General features: G+C 52.2%; 15 protein-coding genes. 6 read left to right on the top strand and 9 right to left on the bottom strand.

Annotation, left to right across the window (positions count from 1 at the left end):
* Positions 1 to 80: 80 nt before the first annotated feature.
* The gene (locus tag AYJ59_RS03535) at positions 81 to 287 is read right to left on the bottom strand and encodes a hypothetical protein (protein ID WP_029938872.1); all 207 of its coding nucleotides are present in this window, start codon (positions 285 to 287) and stop codon (positions 81 to 83) included.
* 170 nt (positions 288 to 457) lie between these two features.
* Between AYJ59_RS03535 and mutM the strand changes: the two genes are divergently transcribed.
* The 3 genes from mutM to AYJ59_RS03520 all read left to right on the top strand — a co-directional run bounded on the left by mutM (position 458) and on the right by AYJ59_RS03520 (position 4,655).
* The gene (mutM, locus tag AYJ59_RS03530; RefSeq protein WP_127119245.1) at positions 458 to 1,273 is read left to right on the top strand and encodes a bifunctional DNA-formamidopyrimidine glycosylase/DNA-(apurinic or apyrimidinic site) lyase; all 816 of its coding nucleotides are present in this window, start codon (positions 458 to 460) and stop codon (positions 1,271 to 1,273) included.
* 125 nt (positions 1,274 to 1,398) lie between these two features.
* Complete coding sequence (locus AYJ59_RS03525; RefSeq protein WP_127119244.1) at positions 1,399 to 1,881, top strand: hypothetical protein; 483 nt, start codon at positions 1,399 to 1,401, stop codon at positions 1,879 to 1,881.
* An 80-nt stretch (positions 1,882 to 1,961) separates the two neighbouring features.
* A complete protein-coding gene (locus AYJ59_RS03520; protein WP_127119243.1) occupies positions 1,962 to 4,655 on the top strand; it encodes a cation-translocating P-type ATPase in 2,694 nt (897 codons plus the stop codon).
* Between the two features lie 78 nt (positions 4,656 to 4,733).
* On the opposite strand, the gene modC is transcribed toward AYJ59_RS03520, so the two are convergent.
* From modC to AYJ59_RS03500, 4 genes are all read right to left on the bottom strand, one after another.
* Positions 4,734 to 5,819: a molybdenum ABC transporter ATP-binding protein gene (gene modC / locus AYJ59_RS03515; protein WP_127119242.1), complete on the bottom strand. Its 1,086-nt coding sequence runs from the start codon at positions 5,817 to 5,819 to the stop codon at positions 4,734 to 4,736.
* Positions 5,820 to 5,821: 2 nt separating this feature from the next.
* A complete protein-coding gene (gene modB, locus AYJ59_RS03510) occupies positions 5,822 to 6,517 on the bottom strand; it encodes a molybdate ABC transporter permease subunit (RefSeq protein WP_127119241.1) in 696 nt (231 codons plus the stop codon).
* Between the two features lie 71 nt (positions 6,518 to 6,588).
* Entirely contained in the window at positions 6,589 to 7,350 is a 762-nt protein-coding gene (gene modA, locus AYJ59_RS03505) for a molybdate ABC transporter substrate-binding protein (protein ID WP_127119240.1), read from the bottom strand.
* Between the two features lie 71 nt (positions 7,351 to 7,421).
* Positions 7,422 to 8,234 carry a TOBE domain-containing protein gene (locus AYJ59_RS03500; RefSeq protein ID WP_237260366.1) on the bottom strand — a complete coding sequence of 271 codons (813 nt, stop codon included), beginning with the start codon at positions 8,232 to 8,234 and terminating at the stop codon, positions 7,422 to 7,424.
* 195 nt (positions 8,235 to 8,429) lie between these two features.
* Between AYJ59_RS03500 and AYJ59_RS03495 the strand changes: the two genes are divergently transcribed.
* Positions 8,430 to 9,431 (top strand): HPP family protein, encoded by a 1,002-nt coding sequence (locus AYJ59_RS03495; protein WP_237260365.1) that lies wholly within the window; start codon positions 8,430 to 8,432, stop codon positions 9,429 to 9,431.
* 70 nt (positions 9,432 to 9,501) lie between these two features.
* On the opposite strand, the gene coaD is transcribed toward AYJ59_RS03495, so the two are convergent.
* The 3 genes from coaD to rsmD form a co-directional block, all read right to left on the bottom strand.
* Entirely contained in the window at positions 9,502 to 9,981 is a 480-nt protein-coding gene (gene coaD / locus AYJ59_RS03490) for a pantetheine-phosphate adenylyltransferase (protein WP_029938881.1), read from the bottom strand.
* Positions 9,982 to 10,059: 78 nt separating this feature from the next.
* Positions 10,060 to 13,926, bottom strand: coding sequence for a bifunctional diguanylate cyclase/phosphodiesterase (locus AYJ59_RS03485; protein ID WP_127119238.1), 3,867 nt, complete (start codon positions 13,924 to 13,926; stop codon positions 10,060 to 10,062).
* A 122-nt stretch (positions 13,927 to 14,048) separates the two neighbouring features.
* Positions 14,049 to 14,672: a 16S rRNA (guanine(966)-N(2))-methyltransferase RsmD gene (gene rsmD / locus AYJ59_RS03480; RefSeq protein ID WP_127119237.1), complete on the bottom strand. Its 624-nt coding sequence runs from the start codon at positions 14,670 to 14,672 to the stop codon at positions 14,049 to 14,051.
* Between the two features lie 193 nt (positions 14,673 to 14,865).
* Between rsmD and AYJ59_RS03475 the strand changes: the two genes are divergently transcribed.
* On the top strand, positions 14,866 to 15,156 hold the full coding sequence (locus AYJ59_RS03475; RefSeq protein WP_127119236.1) for a coiled coil domain-containing protein: 291 nt from the start codon (positions 14,866 to 14,868) through the stop codon (positions 15,154 to 15,156).
* Between the two features lie 407 nt (positions 15,157 to 15,563).
* Positions 15,564 to 16,031 carry a hypothetical protein gene (locus AYJ59_RS03470; protein ID WP_029938884.1) on the top strand — a complete coding sequence of 156 codons (468 nt, stop codon included), beginning with the start codon at positions 15,564 to 15,566 and terminating at the stop codon, positions 16,029 to 16,031.
* 30 nt (positions 16,032 to 16,061) lie between these two features.
* On the opposite strand, the gene AYJ59_RS03465 is transcribed toward AYJ59_RS03470, so the two are convergent.
* On the bottom strand, positions 16,062 to 18,362 hold the full coding sequence (locus AYJ59_RS03465; RefSeq protein WP_164730729.1) for a transporter substrate-binding domain-containing diguanylate cyclase: 2,301 nt from the start codon (positions 18,360 to 18,362) through the stop codon (positions 16,062 to 16,064).
* Between the last annotated feature and the right edge of the window lie 65 nt (positions 18,363 to 18,427).

Raw genomic sequence — 18,427 nt, 5'->3', positions numbered from 1 at the left:
TTTACCCTACTTTAAAAGAGATTAATTAGAATAAATTCACGCTGTCCTGCGTTCAATCACGTATGCATTGAACGCAGGCGTCAGGAAACGACGCCATACAAACGGCGTTTGGCTTCCCGCATCGCCGGCGGTACCTTGGCCCAGTTTTCCGGAAAATCCTTGGACTGAAATTCACGCAATGCATTATAAGCGTCTTCAATCAAGCTGAAACTCGCGACCACGCCGTCGTTATTGGCAACGCAATACCCTAATTCATCGCAGTCCACATAATAATCTTGTGTGTTCATTTGTTCACCCTCCTGATACTCGAAGGTTTTTTATTTTTTCCCTTGCCTTAATAGTGCTATCGACCATTTAACGGAAAGGTTAAGGCCTCATATTCTGAAAACTGGCTTTTTGCGCCAACTGCATTAGAATATTGACACCTGAAATCGTTTAACAACCTCAAGAAAGAAACATGCCAGAATTACCGGAAGTCGAGACCACCAAACGCGGCATTCAGCCGAATGTCGAACAACAAACCATCCGCGACATCATTATTCGCGATGCCCGCCTGCGTTGGCCGGTGGACACGACTCTGCCGAAAAAACTCCCAGGCCTGGTGATTTCCGCAATTCGCCGCCGCGCCAAATACTTGCTGCTGGAAACCGAGCGCGGTCATCTCATCATCCATTTAGGCATGTCCGGTAACTTACGAGTCTTGCCGCACGACCATCCGCCCGTCAAACACGACCACATCGATTTGGTTCTGGACAACGGCTATCTGTTGCGTTATCACGACCCGCGTCGTTTTGGCTGCTGGCTGTGGACGGAAACTGCCCCCGAAGAGCACGATTTACTTAAAGCGCTTGGGCCAGAACCTTTAACCGATGCCTTCAACACCGACCACCTGTTGCAAAAAGCTCAAAACCGAAAAGTGGCCGTCAAAACCTTCATCATGACCAACTCCGTGGTCGTTGGTGTCGGCAACATCTACGCCAACGAAGCCTTGTTTCTCAGCGGCCTGCATCCGACACGCCCCGCGCACAGCCTGACGCGCCCGGAAGCCGAACAGTTGGTCGGCCACATCAAACAGGTGTTGGCCGCCGCCATCGAACAAGGCGGTACCACCTTGAAAGACTTTCTCAGCCCAAGTGGCCAGCCGGGCTATTTCGAACAAAAGCTGCACGTATACGGCCGCGACAAACAACCTTGTCCGACCTGTGGCCGTCCCGTGCAAAAAACGGTGCTGAATCAGCGAGCCGCCTACTTCTGCGAACATTGTCAAAAGTAATGCACAACCCTGAAGATAGCCTGCGTGTCGTCCCTGACACCAAAAAGCGACTTGAGCGCATGAAAAAAAGCTTCTAATATAGCCACATAGATTTCACTGGACACTTCGATTCCGACGCAGGCCATATGAACACCTTCTTCTCGACAATCCGCTCGTTTCCTGTCTGGCTCGCCGTCGGACTGACATCACTGACGTTTGCACTGTCCAGTTGCGACTCGTCCTCGCCATCGAATATCGAGCAATGGCCCTTGAACGACGCCTGTGAACTGCACCAATCCGCCTGCCAAACTCAGCATGAAAAGCAAAACATCACCATCGACATCCGTCCTAAACCGATCCGGGTGGCGCGCACCTTGACCGTCCGCGTCAAACTCGACAACATCTACGCCAGCAAAGTGGAACTCGATATTTCCGGCTTGAATATGTACATGGGCTATAACCGCGTCACCCTTTTCCCATTACCGGGCCAACCCGGTTTTTACGAAGGCAAATCCATGCTGGCCTTCTGCACCAATGACCGCATGGACTGGCAACTGACCGTCATCGCCACTCAGGAAGATGGCGAAGTCATTCAAGCGCCCTTCTTATTGGTTACGCATAATCGCTGAATAATTCTTTAAAAGCCTCCGGCGTTTGTGTCAGAATAAAATCATTCTGTCCAACAACTTATCGCTGTAAGAGGTTTGAGATGAACTGGTTTCAAAAAACACCTGACGAGGTTTTACAACAGCTCGACAGCCACCGAGAGGAAGGTCTTTCCCCCGAGCACATCACCGAACGCCAACAGACCTTCGGTTCGAACAGTCTCACTCAAACCGAAAGCATTTCACCGTTTCGGTTATTCCTGAAGCAGCTGAAAAATCCATTATTGGTGGTGCTGGCCTTCGGCGCGCTCTTATCGTTTTACACCGGGCATACTGTCGATGCCATCGCCATCACCATCATCATTCTCATCAACGCCCTGATTACGTTTTTTCAGGAACTCAAAGCGCAAAAATCCATCGACGCCCTTAAGGACATGGCCGCCCCCAAGTGCATGGTTCGCCGCGAGCGAAAATGGCAAGAGATTTCCGCCGCCGAATTGGTGCCGGGCGACCTTATCAAGTTACAGACCGGCGACATCGTTCCCGCCGACGGTCGTTTAATCGAGGTCACCCGTTTGGAGGTCGACGAAGCCCCCTTGACCGGCGAGTCGGACTTGATTCATAAAAAAACCGAAGCCCTGAATGAGGCTGACCCGACACTGGGCGATCAGGTCAACATGGTGTTCATGAGCACCTCCGTCAACCACGGTCACGGTTTGGCCGTGGTCACCGCCACCGGTATGAAAACCGAGGTGGGCAAAATCGCCAGCTTGATGCAAAGCACCGACAACCGCCTGACACCGCTCCAAAACCGCATCGCCAAACTGTCACACACCTTGATATGGGCCGCCCTGTTCATCGTCGCCGTCATTGTCGGCATCGGTCTGCTGAAAGGACTGGACCCCATCGGCATGGTCAACACCAGCATATCCTTAGCCGTCGCCGCCATACCGGAAGGCTTGCCGACCGTCGTCACCATCGTGCTGACGCTGGGCGCCAAGCAGATGATGCAGAACAAAGCCCTGGCAAAACAACTGGCCTCGGTGGAAACATTGGGCTCCACTTCAGTCATTTGCTCCGACAAAACCGGTACCTTGACCCAAAACAAGATGCAAACCGTCAGTGTCTGGGCCGCGGGCGAATATTACCGAATCAGCGGACAAGGCTACGACCCGACCGGCGACTACACCGACATCCACGGACGCACCCGAACCCCGAAACACCACTTTCATCTCAATCGCATGCTGGAAATGTCCGCGCTCTGCAACGATACCACCTTACTGGAAGAAGACGGTCATTACCGGATTCAGGGCGTTCCCACCGAAGGCGCGATTTTGGTGGCCGCGGCCAAAGCCGGTATTGACAAAGAGGCCTTGATGACCACCCATCAACGAGTCGTGTCCCACCCGTTCGATCCCAAACGCAAAATGATGAGTGTCATCGTCCGTGATGCGGACGGCAACCACACGCTCATCGTCAAGGGCGCGCCGGACGTCATCCTCAAGCACTCCGAAGTCATCGAATACGCCGACCAACGTCGCGACATCGTCAGTAACCCCAACCTAATCGACAACGTCATCCACGAGTTCGGTACTCAGGCGTTACGTACACTGGCGGTCGCTTATCGCCCGCTGCGTCCCGATGAGATTGAACAGCCGTTGGAAGCGTTGGAAAACCGTCTCATCATCACCGGCATTCACGGCATTATCGACCCGCCACGCCCCGAAGCCACCCAAGCGGTCAAAGAATGCCATTCCGCCGGCATTCGCGTGGTGATGATCACCGGCGACCACGCCATCACCGCCAAAGCCATCGCCCGTCAAATGGACATCATCGATTCGGACGACGAACTGGTAATGACCGGAGCCGAATTGAATCAAATCAGCGATGAAGAACTGCAGCGATTGGCACCGAAAACCTCGGTCTTCGCACGGGTGACACCGGAACACAAACTGCGCATCGTCAAGGCCTTGCAGTCCAACGGCGAAGTCGTCGCCATGACCGGCGACGGCGTCAACGATTCTCCGGCTTTGCGTAAGGCCGACATCGGTATCGCCATGGGCATCACCGGCACCGGCGTCGCCAAAGAATCCGCCGACCTGATTTTGCTGGACGACAACTTCGCCACCATCGTCCATGCCGTGCAAGAAGGCCGCCGTATTTACGACAATATCCGCAAATTCATCCGCCAGGGCCTCACCGCCAACGTCAGTGAGGTATCGGCGATACTCTTCTCGTTTCTGATTATGATTGGCGAACCGCTGCTGACATTGGCGCCCCTGATGATTCTCTGGATCAACCTGGTCAGCGACGGGATGCCTTCGCTAGCGCTGGGCGTCGATGAAGCGGAAGGCGACGTGATGCAACGTAAACCGCGGGCCGGCAACGAAAGCTTCTTCGCCGACAACCTCGGCACGCGCATCGTGATACGGGGGTTGATTATGGGCGGCCTGACCTTTGCGATGTTCATGTACGCGCTCAATTTGAACCTGTCACTGGAATACGCTCAAACACTCGCCTTTATGACTTTGATTTTCGGCCAACTGGTGCATGTGTTCGACGCGCGCACCTTCACCACGCTTTATCACCGCAACCCGTTCAGCAATCATTTGCTGCTGTTGGCGGTATTCGGATCGGCCTGTGTGTCATTGTTGATGGTCTACACACCGTTCGGCAACCTGGCGCTCGGCACCACGCCGCTGGAACCTCAGCATTTGTTGATGACACTGTTCATCGCCGCACTGCCGACATTCATTCTGTCCGGCCTGAAAGAAATATTTCACATGAAATGGCTGTAACGCCGACGAAAAAAATGCCCAGGCCTGGGCATTTTCCGGAAAGATGGTCCGTCCGACAAGAAAGGGGGATTCGACGATTTATTCGGTCACCGCGACCGATTTAATCAGGGCAAAAACCGCCAGGCCTGGTTGAATCTTCAGTCGTTCCGCCGAGTGTTGGGTCACTTCCGAAAACAGTTGCTGGCCGTCCGACAAGCGTAAGCGCACCAATAAACGGTGCTGGCCTTGCGGAATCAGCTCGGTGACTTCCGCGGGAAAATGGTTAATGATACTCAGGTCTTTCGGGTCGGACAGGGCCAAACTGACGTCCCGCGCCAATACCCGCACCCGGATGGTTTCCTTACCCTTCGGCACGGCTTCCGACAACCAAATGGTTTCGGTTTCCCCAAAGCGGGCCGGTTGCAAGCCGTCCTGCATTGGCAACGGACTCGCCTGCAACACCGACACCGCGCCCTGCTCGTCAAACAACGGCGAATCCGGACGCGCCAACGCCTGTTGCAACGTCTCGACGGTTTCAACCCGACCGTTTTGCATGAACAGCACCCGGTCGGCCAAACGCTCGACTTCCGCTGGCGCATGAGTGATGTAGAGCACCGGCAAACGGTAGGCCGCCACCAATTCTTCAATCAGCGTCAGCATCTCCGCTTTGGCACGCCAGTCCAGTGCCGATAACGGTTCGTCCATACACAACAGCTTCGGGCGCATCAACAACGCACGGGCAATTGCCACTCGCTGACGTTCGCCACCGGACAAAAACGTCACGGCTCGATTCAGCTTGTCGGCAATACCAACGCGTTGAACAATGTCGTCAAAATCTTCCGGCGTGATGTCTTTCGGCAAACGTTTGACTCCGTACATTAGATTTTGTCGTACGGTCATGTGCGGAAATAAGGCGGCATCTTGAAATACGAACCCGATATGACGCTTTTGCGTTGGCAAAACGTTTGCTTCATCCTGCCATATCTCGCCATTCACCGTGAGGTGCCCTTCAGTGCGTTTATCCAGCCCGCTGATGGCACGTAACAAGGTGCTTTTGCCGCTACCGGAACGGCCAAACAATACCGTCACGCCCTGCAGCGGAATTTCAAACGAGCCGGAGTCCAGACGAAAACTGCCCAGATCCAGCGTCAAATCGCCTTTCATCAGCGCTTGTATATCACTCATCTTTATCCTACCTTCACACCGAAACGACGATTCAAGCCGTACACCAGCATCAGCACACTCAACGCGAAAATCAACATCATCGCCGACAAAATGTGCGCCTGATCATATTCCAGACTTTCCACATGGTCGAAAATATCAATCGACACCATGCGGGTTTCGCCCGGGATATTGCCCCCCACCATTAGCACGACCCCGAATTCCCCCACCGTATGCGCAAACGACAAAGTGGCGGCCACCAGAATTCCTCGGCGCGACAAGGGCAAAACAATGGTCCAGAAACGGTCCAGAAACGACGCTCGCATGGTGGCGGCCGCGTCCAGTAGACGATGTGGAATATTTTCAAAGGCATGCATCAGCGGTTGAATGGCAAAGGGTAATGAATAAAACACCGACCCAATCACCAGGCCGGTTTTACTGAAGGTCAACTGTCCTTCAAAACCGAACCAGTGCAACACTTCGGTCACGGTTCCATTTGGATTGAACAGAATCAGAAGATAAAACCCCAGCACCGTCGGCGGCAGCACCAATGGCAAGGCCACCAGCGCTTCCAGAAACACCTTATTGGACGAGCGCATTTGCGCCATCCACCAGGCCAAAGGCGTCCCCAAGACCAATAAAACAATGGTCGTCATGGTCGCCACTTCCAGCGTCAGCCAAATGGGTTGTAAATTGATTTCCGTACCGAAGATTTCCAACATGATGTCTCTTTTCCGCTCCCATAAAAAAACGACCAGGCCTGGTCGTTTTTTCAGACAAAGGCTATTGTAACTTAGCTGACGTTATAGCCATAACGTTTGATAATCTCGATGGCTTTCGGCGTCTTGATGAATGCCATAAAGGCTTTGGCGGCCGCATTCTTTTCACCTTGTTTAGTCAGAAGCGCGCCTTGGTTAATCGGCTTATAGTCCGACTGCGGCACCACCCAGTATTGACCTTTTTTGTACACCGGACTTTGCGGGTCCACCACTTGCGACATGGCGACAAACCCGATTTCGGCATTGCCGGTGGCGACGTATTGGAAAGCGTGAGCGATGCTTTCACCATTGACGATTTTCGATTTCACGTCCTGATACAAACCCTCTTTTTTCAAGAAAGCGACCGCACGTTCGCCATAAGGAGCGGTTTTCGGGTTCGCCACCGCCAAGTGATTGTATTTTTTGGCTTTCAATACCTCAATCGGGCTGTTTTTCACCGGCAGTTTTGCACTGTACAGTACGATTTGACCTTGTGCATAAACAAAATAACTGTCGGCAATGCCAATCCCGTCGTCAATGGTTTTTTTCGGGCGACGTTCATCCGCACCGAAGAAGGCATCGAAAGGCGCGCCGTTTTTAATTTGGGCATAGAGTTTACCGGTCGGGCCGAAAGAGAATTTCACCTGATGACCGGTTTCCTTTTCAAACACCTTGCCGACCTCTTCGATGGTTTTGGTGAAATTGGCCGCCACCGCAATCTTGGCGGTTTCCGCATACGCCATCGAGGCACTCAAAACACCCATAGCCAAGGCCAGGGTACGAATCATCGTTTTCATACAGTCACTCCGTTATGATAGTTAATACATATTACGTTTGATACATATCGTTAAATCAAAAAAATCCGACCTCAGTCGGAAACCGCCAACAATACATGACTGGCTTTGACCAGGGCGCAACATCTTGCCCCCACGGCCAGCCCCAAATTCTCGACACTCTGGTTTGTCACGATGGCAGAAATCATTTGCTCCCCTTCCAGTTGAATGGACACATCACTGTTCACGGCGCCCTCATCCAGTTTGGTGACCACGCCGCAGAACTGGTTCCGTGCGCTGGTTTTCACCGTGCCGTTCAAGTCTTCGGTCAGAATGACCCAACTGGCTTTAATCAGGGCATACGCATCGGAACCGACTTCCAGCCCCAGACGCTCCAAACTGTCCAGCGTAATCTGCGCGATCACTTCGTTACCTTGCCCCACCGACAGGGTCACCTCACAGTTCACCGCCCCTTTTTCAATTTCGGTAACGGTTCCGTGGAATAAATTTCGTGCACTTGTTTTCATGGAAATTTTCCTCATCAATTCCAATTGACTGAGCATGTTCGGCGACATCGCCTCCAGCTCCCGCATCCAATGCTGCATCTGTTCATTGAATAATCGATAGGCCGCCAACAAGGCTTCACCGGCTTGGGTCAACACCATTCCGCCGCCGCCAGCACCGCCTTTCTGGGTGTGCACCAACGGCTCTTCCGCCAGCTGATTCATGGCTTCAATGGCTTGCCAGGCGCCTTTGTAACTCATCCCACAAGCTTTCGCCGCCGCCGACAGGGAACCCAGTGACTCCACTTTGTTCAACAATTCCAAACGACGCTGCCCGGAGCGAGACTGTTTGCTGCCCATCAAGAAAGATTGCACAAGCTGTTCGGGGAGATTGGATGCGTTCAAATGTCCGGCCTTCTTTATAACTTTAAGTACATAGCGAAGCATTATAGTCGAGCGATTGACCAACCGCAACGCTTAGGTGTTTAAATTATTTAATCGCCAAATAAATTCCCGACCTGGCTGGTAAAACTCAATTTTAACCGCCGCCAGGCATCATGTTAAGATACGCTTTTAATGCGCTATCTCTCAAGGACGAAGATGGACAGCCTCTCCCCCAAACAACCGCAAAACAACCGCATGGCCGACTTGCGGTCAACGATTCGCCGCTACCTAGGGGTCCGCGAAGCCGGCAGCAGCCATTCCGAAAAACTCATTTCAGGCCTGGGCGGTTTTCTGGCGATTCTGGTCATCCTGCTGATCAGCCACCGCTTTCTGGCACTCCCGGATGCGTTGGCCGTGGTCGCCTCCATGGGCGCCTCCGCCGTTTTGTTGTTTGCGGTTCCACACGGTCCTTTATCACAACCCTGGCCGTTGATTGGCGGCAACCTGATTTCCGCCTTCATCGGCGTCAGCTGCGCACACTTGATCGACCCGCCGATTCTCGCCGCCAGCGTCGCCGTCGGCGCGTCCATCACCGCCATGTATTATTTGAAATGCATTCATCCGCCGGGCGGGGCCACCGCCTTAACCGCCGTCATCGGCAGCGAAAGCATCCATGCATTGGGTTACGAGTTTCTGTTGACGCCGGTATTATTGAATGTGTTTTCCATCCTGGCGATTGCCGTGTTGTTCAATGCTTTTTTTCATTGGCGGCGCTATCCGGCTTACTGGTACCAACAACAGACCGAGCCCCAACCGGCATCGCAGGACGGCTTTTCCCACAGCGATTTTTTAAATGCCTTAAAGGAAATCGATTCGTTCGTGGACATCAATGAATACGATTTGCGTCGCATTCTGGCTTTGATTGGTCATCCGAACACGCAGCTTTCGTCGTCAGACATCGAACTCGGTCGAGTTTACAGCAATGGCTTGATTGGTCGGGATTGGTCGATGCGTCGCATCATTGACGAATCGGGCAGTGACGATCCGGAAAAGGACTTTGTGATTTTCAAACAAATCGCCGGTCAGGAACGCAAAACCACCGATTGCGTCACCCGCGAGGAATTCGCGCATTGGGCGAAATATGAAATGGTGCAGGAAAACGGGCTTTGGCACCGAAAAACCTCGTCAGAACCACGTCCGGAATCACGGAATGAATAGTTGAGAGGGAGCGTTGAAACCTTATCAACGAATAATAGAAGAATCGACCAGGCCTGGCGAAAACGGCTGTTTACAGACTGGCTTCGTCCAGCGCCTTGGCAACCACCGGGTGCACGAATTCCGAAACATCCCCACCTAAAGCAGAGATTTCCCGCACCAGACTGGAGGAAATAAAAGCGTATTGTTCCGCCGGGGTCATGAACATGGTTTCCACTTCCGGGGCCAGTTTACGATTCATCGACGCCAACTGGAATTCGTACTCGAAATCGGAGACGGCTCGCAGTCCCCGCAGCAGCACGTTGCCGTCAATCTCACGCACAAAGTCCACCAATAACCCGCTGAAACCGATGACTTCGACATTGTCCATGCCCGACGTCACCTCTTTCGCCAGCGCCACACGCTTTTCCAGCGAAAACAAAGAGGTTTTATTGCGGTTATCCGCCACGGCGATGACCAGCCGGTCGTAAAAACGCGCCGCCCTTTCGATTAAATCGAAATGGCCGCAGGTAATGGGATCGAAGGTGCCAGGGTAAACCGCTGTGATCGACATAATTTCACTCTTTCAGGGTAATGAATGGCGCCTATTCTACTTGAGATACGATTTCGGTTCCATGCCAAATCCGGTCGGTTATGATTTTTCGCACTGCGGCGACTTTTCCCATTCGCATACCCAATCCGGTAACGCCTCGGGTAACATCGGCCTGGCGATGGCATAGCCCTGCGCCAGTTCACATCCCATCGCCAACAGGGCTTCAAAATGCGCTTCGGTTTCCACCCCTTCGGCAATCACTTCGCGATCGAACGCCTGGGCCAGTTTCAAAATTCCGTCCACGATGGCTCGGTCATCCGAATCCATCAGCATGTCGCGGATAAAGGTTTGGTCAATCTTGATGATTTTGGCCGGCAGGTGGCGCAAGTAAGTCAGGGAGGAATAACCGGTGCCGAAATCATCCAATGCAAAATGCACGCCCAGTTCATGGCATTCCCAGATCAACAGACTGACATTGACGACGTCTTCCAGCGCACTGGTTTCCAAAATTTCGATTTCCAATGTAAACGGCGGCAAAGCCGGATAATCCGCCACGTATTCGCGTAACGTTTCCATGAAATCGCGATGTTGGATGAAGTAGGCGCCGATATTGACACTCACATTGATGTGCATGCCTTGTTCATGCCATATATTCGCTTGCTTCAACGCCGTGCGCAACACCCATTTATCCAGTTCGATACTCAGAGGCAAACCGTCCACGCTGGGCAGAAAATCGGCGGGCATCAGCAGGCCTTTCTCCGGATGCGGCCAACGCACCAAGGCCTCGACACCAATCACCCGACCTTCCTTGATATTGACCTTGGGCTGAAAGTGCAATTCCAACTGATTGTGTTCAATGGCATCGGCCATTTCGCGCTGGATGCGACTTTGCGACTTGACCATCGAATCGTGGCTGACATCAAAGAAATGGTAACGGTTCTTGCCTTCCTGCTTGGCCTGATACATGGCTTGGTCGGCATGGCGCATCAATTGGTCGGCATCGCCCTGGTCATCCGGATAGAAAGTCACACCGATACTGGCGGACACCGTCAAACTATGCCCCTGAACTTCAACCGGATCGGAAGCGGCCACCAACAGCCGGTCCAAAATTTCCTCACAGTCCTGAATCCCTTCCAGATTGGCCAGCACCGCCACAAATTCATCGCCCCCAATTCGAGCCAGCGTGTCCTCTTCTCGTAAAGCGATTCGCATCCGCTTGGACACCTCCACCAGCAAATCGTCGCCAATGTCGTGCCCGAAGGAATCATTGATCGCTTTGAACTGATCCAGGTCGATAAACAACACCGCCAGATAACCGCCATGACGGTTAATGATGAGCATGGCCTGATTCAACCGGTCGGCCAACAATGAGCGGTTCGGCAGTTGCGTCAGCACATCGTAATGGGCAATGTGTTCGAGTTGCTGTTGTTGCTCTTTCAATGAGGTTATGTCGGTGAACAGGCCGACGTAATTCTGGATGGAGCCGTTGCTGTCTTTAATGGCACTGATGGTGATGAGCTGAGCGTAAATCGAACCGTTCTTGTCACGGTTCCACATTTCACCGGTCCAGTGCCCTTTCTCGAACAGGGTTTTCCACATGGTATTGTAGAATTCTTTGGGCTGACGCCCTGAGCTGAGAATGTTCGGATTTTTCCCGATCACTTCGTCACGTTCGTAACCGGTAATCAGCGTAAAGCCGCGATTGACGTCGATAATCAATCCGTTCTTATCGGTGATGGTGATGCCTTCTCGCGCATGCGTGAATACACTGGCGGCGAGATTCAAACGGGCTTCGGCGGCACGTTTATCGGAAATATCTTCATAACTGATGACCAGATCATACTGAGGATGATCCAACGGCGTGGCGTTGACGTTCAGCCAGGTACTGCCGTCCATGCGTCGAACTTCCATCAACTGATTTTTGATGGTTGTGTGATCCTGTAAAGCACGAACACTGGCATACTCATCCGGCGGCATCGGGGTACCGTCTTCCCGATAAATCTGCCATACGTCATCGTCATAACGCCGCGAGGTATGCTCTTCTCGGGTAATACCCAACAGTTTTTCCGACGCGGAATTGCATTCTAAAATATGTCCGTCACGATCGGTCAGGGAAATGCCAATCGGCAGTATTTCAAAAATGGTTCTCAAGCGCTCTTCATTCATGGCAATCATATCTTCGACCTGCTTACGGTCGGAGACATCCATGTGCATCCCCACCATCCGGGTCGGATGGCCTTCATCGTCGCGCTCGACCACCTGCCCGCGCGATTCGATCCAAAGCCAGTCGTTGTCCACCGTCGCAAGCCGATACTCAACACTGTAGGTATCTTTATCCTCCAAATGCGCTTGCAAGCGCTCCACCGCGTGACAGTCATCCGGGTGCAACATCTGCCGCCATTTCTCGAAGCTGACTTTAAACGCATTTTCTTTAAAACCGAGCATGGTATAAGAACGTGCATCCCAAAGCATGACGTCATTGACGATGTCCCAATCCCATTGCCCGATATTGCTGGCTTCCAAAATCAGATTGAGACGCTGGTCTTTTTCCGCCAACTGGCGTTCCTGACGCTTACGCAAGGAAATATCCCGCGCCAGCACCACAAACCTTGGTGTTTCGGTCACATCCAACGGCGTTTTCCGTGACACGGACAGTTCGTAATATCGCCGTCCATCTTCAAAATCCAGTGCGTACTGTAATCCGAAGGATTGACCGGATTTATGGGCATTGTGCAAAGCCGTCATAATCACAATCGCCGGTTTTTCAGGTAAAACCGCTTCAACCGTCTTATTCAAAAACACATCCGGCGTCACATAAAGATGATCTGCTTCCGCCGAATGATAACTGAGAATCACGCCATTCAGGTCCACCTCAAACAACAAATCCGGCAAGGCATCGAATGTCGCTTTCAGCTCATTTCGTGCCGTTTCCAGTGCCAACTGTGAGGCTTTCAATTCAGAAATATCCTGAACCAACCCCAAGTATCCGATCACATCACCCGCTTCATTCAAGATATTGGAGGCATACAGGCTGACTAAAAAACGAGAGCCGTCTTTACGAATATAGGTCCACTCGCTTTGACGATGTTGATTGCCTTCCAACTGCTGGACAAAGACACCAAAGCCGTTCACCGGGCGCCCCAATAGACGCGAAAGCACGCCTTGTTGCGCCTTCACTTCCTCCTTGTCATGAAATTTCAACGGCGTGACTTTGCCGATGATTTCATCCGCGCGATACCCCAACAGCTTTTCGGCACCATGGTTGAAAGCCGTAATCATCCCCTCAGTATCCGTCGCGATAATGCCAATCCCGGTGGCTGAATTCATGATATTAGTCAGCAGTGAAGCCACACCGTTTAAAGACTTTTGCAGTTTTTGACGCCGGTGCATCACCCACAGCAACAACAAAATCAAGAGCGCCTGAATCAGAATGCCCGCCACCAGAATCCAGGTTTGGCGCGCATAGGAGGCTTCAAGCTCCTGACGCTGGGCATCGACCATTTCTTCCAAACGGGTTTGGTAGTGCCAGAAATCTTCCGTCTTCTCGCGCAGGGGGGTCATGTCGTGAACCATGGACAGCAGCAAGGTGCGTCCATTGAAATCATAGGGTTCGGAATGGACTTCGACCGTACGAATTTCACCGTCCGCCAGCTCATGGCGGAAAATGAAATAATTACGGCCTTCGGATTTCGCCAGGCGGCGCTCTTCGGCGACTTGCTCCGGAGTCAGTTGATTGATTTCTTGAATGGTCATCCGCTGAAGTTGCGGAATGGAATAGCCGTAGAATTTGGCCGCGGCAGCGTTAGCTTCGACAATGTCGCCATTGGCCGGATCAATCAGCAACATGACAGAACCGCTGTCTTGGAAAAAGGCTTGAAACGTTGGATGCGCCTTCACCGCCCAAGATGCCATCAACATCCATGCGGCCAGCCATAACACACTAAATCGTTTGAGCGACATTTGCATCCATTAAGTCCCTCTTGCCTTCTGATAAACGGCTTCGGTCGCCATGACAGCCTCCCGCGCGTCATGGCAACCTCTCCTGATTTTATTCTAACGCAACGGCTCAGGCTTGCCTAACATTTCTCTTAATGGCCGGATATACAAAACAATCCGTAACGCACTTCCGGGGTGGTCTTCTCACGGTGGCACACCCAACCGTCGGGCAAGGTCGGCCAGTCCAGCGCTTTTTCCTGTTCCAAATACAGCCAGGCCTGGTCGTTTTTCAAATACTGCCCGGCAAACAGCTTATCCACCGCCGGCTGCATCAACCCTTGATGGAACGGCGGATCCAGAAACACCATGTCAAACAGTTGTCTGGCAGGTTGTTCCAACCAAACCAAACTGTCGGCTTGCACCACCTCGGCGTTCTTGGCTTGCAGTGTCGCCACATTCTGCTTGAGCTGCTCGGCATTCGACTTGGACAACTCCAAAAAAGTCACCGCGGCCGCGCCACGGGACAAGGCCTCAAACCCCAGTCCACCGGACCCGGCAAATACATCCAGGCAATGTGCACCCTCCACATCAAACTGCAACCAGTTGAACAGTGTTTCCCGCACCCGGTCGGATGTCGGCCGCAAGCCTTGCGCATCCAACACCGGTAGCTTACGCCCCCGCCAGTCACCGCCGATAATACGGACAGCGCCCATCTGCACGGATTTTTTGCCAGCTTGTCGGCCCTGAGAACCATGTGTGCGTCGTTTTTTCGTCATTTTGTTAAGCCAGTATCGTTATCTTTCCCGCCCATGATAACCAACTCTCACCAGGTCTGCGACTAAAAGCCCGAAAAACACCTCGGTTTGACAAACCCTCCCCATCATTAGTAAGGTGGGCACAGGGAGTTGAAACCGCTTCTTTCATAGAAGCGGCCTTTACACGCACGAAATTGATCCGACGAGGTGAAAGATGAGTACGAGTAACAAACAAGCTTATCAAGCGAAACTCCAAGCCCAACTGGATGAGTGGTCCGCCAATATTGATGCTTTGGAAGCCAAAGCCAGACAAGCCGATGCGCAGGCCCGCATCGACCTTCAAGCGGACATCGACACGCTCAAAACCTATCAACATCAAGCTGAGGCCAAACTGGCCGAACTCAAAACCGCGGGCGACCAGGCCTGGCAAGATCTCAAACAAGGCATCGAGCAAGCACACGACAACCTAAAGCGGGCGTTACAGGCGGCCACTGACCGTTTTTAAACATCAGCAGTCAAAACCACCGCTGGAAAGATTCGAAAGGCTTTCCGGATGCTAACCGCTTAAATTCCAACCGTTTAAATAGCCGAAGCAGGGCCGGGCAAAACCACCGGGTTGCGGTTGACTCGATTCATCCCGGCCATCGCTAACCATGACAAACCGTATTGGACAAGTCAAAGGAGGCACCATGCAACACTCAACCCGTTACCAAACCACAAAAACGCTGTCTCATACATTAAACCAGCGCCAAACCCGCAAAAGTTTGAAGCGCTCAATAAAGCCCAACATCTCACAATCAGCTTCCGGCCGACAGGGACGTCGGCACTTGAAGCGCCTTTTACACCCTGTATCGGAAGACCCCTGACCCAACACGCCGCAGCTCTGATCACTCGCGGCAAAGGAGGAATGAGATGAAAAAAATGTTTGAACTCATCATCAGCATCAGTTACTCCGCCGCCGCATTAGTGTTATTCGCCATGGCCTTCACCACTATCGGCTGGTCGATTTACGAAGTCGTGTCCGAAGTGGACAACGACAACCTATTGGACGGCGAATTTGTGTCGATGATGTTGCAGGCCGTCGGCGCCACCGTCATTTCGGTGGCGATTATCGACGTCGCCAAGTACATGATTGAAGAAGAGGTCTTTCGCAATAAGGAGTTGCGTTCGCCGGTTGAAGCACGCCAGACCATCACCAAAGTGATTGTCATTCTGTCGATTGCGGTCGGCATTGAAGGCTTGGTGTTCATTTTCAAAGCCGGGATTCAGGACATTACCTTATTGGTCTATCCGACGACATTGGTGCTCGCCGCGGTGGTTCTGATCGTCGGCCTGGGGGTTTACCAGAAATTGAGCGCGACCGTTGAGAAAGAAACCTAAGGAACCGGCGCGCGTTCAACGCGCGTCTTATCAATCTTCGCTCGCTGACACCTGGTTTTTACCGTTGCGCTTGGCACGATACAGGTTGCGGTCAGCTCGGTCCACGCACTCGTTGACCGACTCTCCGGCGTGGTATTGCGCCACCCCCAAACTGAAGGTCAAGCGTATGTCTTGCGAAAATTCAGTCGTCTCAATCGCCGCCCGCACCTTTTCAGCCAGTTGCGAGGCTTGATGCAAATCGGTTTCCGGGCAAATCAAAATGAACTCCTCTCCGCCCCAACGTCCGAAAGTATCGGTCTTCCGCACCAGATGGTGGATGGTTTCAACACTCTTGACCAACACTTCATCCCCGACCAGATGGCCGTAAGTGTCATTGACTCGCTTGAAATCGTCCAAATCCATCATCACCAGACTGAGCTTCGAATGATAACGATCCACTCGCTCCACTTCGGCATCCAAAACCTGATCCAGGTATTGACGGTTATAAATTCCGGTCAAGTGATCCGTCACCGACAGAACCGACAACTTCTCATTGGAGGCGCGAAGCTCGTCTTGAGTATGTCGCAACTTGCGGTTAAAGAAAATAAACACCGCCAATAACAATAAAACCGGCGCGAGGATGAGCAACAGCTGTGTCCAACTGTATTCTTTCTTGTAATTGATCTGAAGCCAACTGTTGGTCATTTCGACATAACGTGGTTTCGGTATTTGTTGCAACACCTTTTGAAAAATGCTCAAAAGTTCCGGCCAGTCCTGGCGAACGCCCATGGCGATATTGGCGTGGAACGGCATTTCCCCGGAAATCTGCAAATTGGTCAGACCGTACTTTTTGATGTGATAGCCAATCACCGCAACATTATCGACGTAACCGAACACATCCCCGTTGGCGACGGCTTCCAAACCTTCTTTGGCATTATCGACCAACTTCAATGCCACATCCGGAAACACACTGTGTAATTTTTCATGCGCCGCATAATTCTTGACCACGGCAATGGTTTTGGAGCGCAACTGGTTGAAATTGGCGATATAAGGCACCCCATCCCGCGTCGCCACCACCATCGGAAACTTCAAGTAAGCTTGCGTGAAGTTCATATAGGCCTTGCGCTCCTCGGTCTCAATCACCGCCGGCAACACATCCTGCCGATGCGCCTTGAACTCGGCCAAGACTTCCGGCCACTTCAAATGCAGTGACGGCACGAATTCCAAGCCGGTACGCTGTGATATAAAATCCAGAAACTCGGGCGTAATGCCGGAATACTGCCCTTGTTCGTTCACGAACTCAACCGGAGCATAAGCGCGATCAACACCGATACGAATCACCGGATGTTGCTTGATCCACTCTTTTTCGCGCTGTGTTAATTGAAGTGTTTCATCCTCCGGCCGATAAATGCCTTTTTGCAAATCCACCGAGCCTTTCAACAGCCCTTGTTTCTGGAACAAGTCGGCAATGTATCGAAGCCGCCCTTCGTTTAAAGTGCCGATGGGCACACTATTCAAGTCCATCACGCTTTCAATCACCCGCGCTTCAAACATCAGGTGCTGAAAGGATTTTTTCAAGCCGTACTGTTTCAGGATATAGCGCGCCATTTCCTCTTGATGCGCCATCGCATACTGCCAACCTTTAATGGTCGCCCGGCGCATTTTGGCAACCCGTTCCGGATGCTGTTCGACCTCATCCCGCGTGGTGAATAACATATCACCATACAAATCGATGCCATAGTTCATCGGGTTAATGACATCGTAGGGCACACCGTTTTTCTTGAAGAAGTAAGCTTCATTCGCCAGGTAACCGGCATAGGCGTCCACTTCCTTACGCACCAGCATGATAGGCGATTTATCGATAATCACCCGATCCATCACGGGTTTGACGCCCAGCTCCTCCAGCATCGCCAAAATCGCCAAACCGTCCGTGTCTTTTTTATAAAAGGCCAGTAATTTATCGTTTAATTTATAAGGGCTGTCCAACCCGGAAGACTTGAGGGTAAACAGGACTTGTGGAGAATGCTGAAAAATCGGCGCAACGATCACGATGGGTTTTTGGCGGGATTGATACAACAATAAGATACTGTCGGACACTCCATATTGCGCGTCGCCCTTCAAGACCTGTTCGATGTTGTTTTCCAACAGGTCACGAGGATGTAGCGCAACCTCCAAACCTTCGTCTCGATAATAACCTTGCTTCTGCGCCGCGTAATATCCGGCAAACTGAAACTGATGGCGCCACTTGAGTTTGACGGTGACTTTTTCCAGCTTAGGACCGGACGACACCGGTAGGGTATTGTCCGCCGACACCGGTAGGGAGAAAAACAAGGATGAAATGACAAAGGCCAATACCGCTTGGATTATCGCCCCCCTTAACCACTGCCATGTTCGGGGCCTGTTCAGGCATGTCACCT

This window comes from Thiomicrospira sp. S5, assembly GCF_003991075.1.
In the GTDB taxonomy this organism is placed as follows: domain Bacteria; phylum Pseudomonadota; class Gammaproteobacteria; order Thiomicrospirales; family Thiomicrospiraceae; genus Hydrogenovibrio; species Hydrogenovibrio thermophilus.
The sequence above is the reverse complement of the archived record's forward strand: the minus strand, read 5'-3'. Positions and strand labels throughout refer to the sequence as shown.

Coding starts and splice junctions, on each gene's coding strand:
- AYJ59_RS03535 (WP_029938872.1), bottom strand. CDS start 287: ATGAACACACAAGATTATTATGTGGACTGCGATGAATTAGGGTATTGC.
- mutM (WP_127119245.1), top strand. CDS start 458: ATGCCAGAATTACCGGAAGTCGAGACCACCAAACGCGGCATTCAGCCG.
- AYJ59_RS03525 (WP_127119244.1), top strand. CDS start 1,399: ATGAACACCTTCTTCTCGACAATCCGCTCGTTTCCTGTCTGGCTCGCC.
- AYJ59_RS03520 (WP_127119243.1), top strand. CDS start 1,962: ATGAACTGGTTTCAAAAAACACCTGACGAGGTTTTACAACAGCTCGAC.
- modC (WP_127119242.1), bottom strand. CDS start 5,819: ATGAGTGATATACAAGCGCTGATGAAAGGCGATTTGACGCTGGATCTG.
- modB (WP_127119241.1), bottom strand. CDS start 6,517: ATGTTGGAAATCTTCGGTACGGAAATCAATTTACAACCCATTTGGCTG.
- modA (WP_127119240.1), bottom strand. CDS start 7,350: ATGAAAACGATGATTCGTACCCTGGCCTTGGCTATGGGTGTTTTGAGT.
- AYJ59_RS03495 (WP_237260365.1), top strand. CDS start 8,430: ATGGACAGCCTCTCCCCCAAACAACCGCAAAACAACCGCATGGCCGAC.
- coaD (WP_029938881.1), bottom strand. CDS start 9,981: ATGTCGATCACAGCGGTTTACCCTGGCACCTTCGATCCCATTACCTGC.
- AYJ59_RS03485 (WP_127119238.1), bottom strand. CDS start 13,926: ATGCAAATGTCGCTCAAACGATTTAGTGTGTTATGGCTGGCCGCATGG.
- rsmD (WP_127119237.1), bottom strand. CDS start 14,672: ATGACGAAAAAACGACGCACACATGGTTCTCAGGGCCGACAAGCTGGC.
- AYJ59_RS03475 (WP_127119236.1), top strand. CDS start 14,866: ATGAGTACGAGTAACAAACAAGCTTATCAAGCGAAACTCCAAGCCCAA.
- AYJ59_RS03470 (WP_029938884.1), top strand. CDS start 15,564: ATGAAAAAAATGTTTGAACTCATCATCAGCATCAGTTACTCCGCCGCC.